The sequence below is a fragment of the Dysgonomonas mossii genome, assembly GCF_004569505.1.
GTDB lineage: Bacteria > Bacteroidota > Bacteroidia > Bacteroidales > Dysgonomonadaceae > Dysgonomonas.
Genome location: NZ_SPPK01000106.1, coordinates 1 through 404, shown reverse-complemented (window position 1 = coordinate 404; position 404 = coordinate 1). Strand labels below are relative to the sequence as shown.

The 404-nt window shown below is 72.8% G+C and carries 1 protein-coding gene; it reads left to right on the top strand.

Translation table 11 applies throughout. The features are described from left to right. On the top strand, nucleotides 1-404 hold a 404-nt coding region (locus tag E4T88_RS19015), incomplete at both ends, for an ATP-binding cassette domain-containing protein (protein ID WP_135107594.1).

The window sequence follows — 404 nt, the reverse complement described above, 5'->3', positions numbered from 1 at the left end:
GGCGCCAGCTCGTCTTCATCGAGGCCTCGGCCGCGCTCCAGCGGGGCGAGAAGATCGGGCTCGTGGGTCCGAACGGGGCCGGCAAGACCACCCTGTTCCGGATGATCATCGGCCAGGAGCAGCCCGACGAGGGCCAGGTCGCGGCCGACCGGGGTATCACCATCGGGTATTTCAGCCAGGATGTCGGCGAGATGGCCGGGCGCAGCGTCGTCACCGAGGTGATGGACGGCGCCGGCCCGGTGAGCACGGTGGCGGCCGAGCTGGCGGAACTCGGCGCGGCGCTCGCCGACCCGGACCGGGCCGACGAGATGGACGCCCTGGTGGAGCGCTACGGCGAGGTCCAGGCCCGGTTCGAGGAACTCGACGGCTACGCCCTGGAGGGCCGCGCCCGGGAGGTGCTCGAC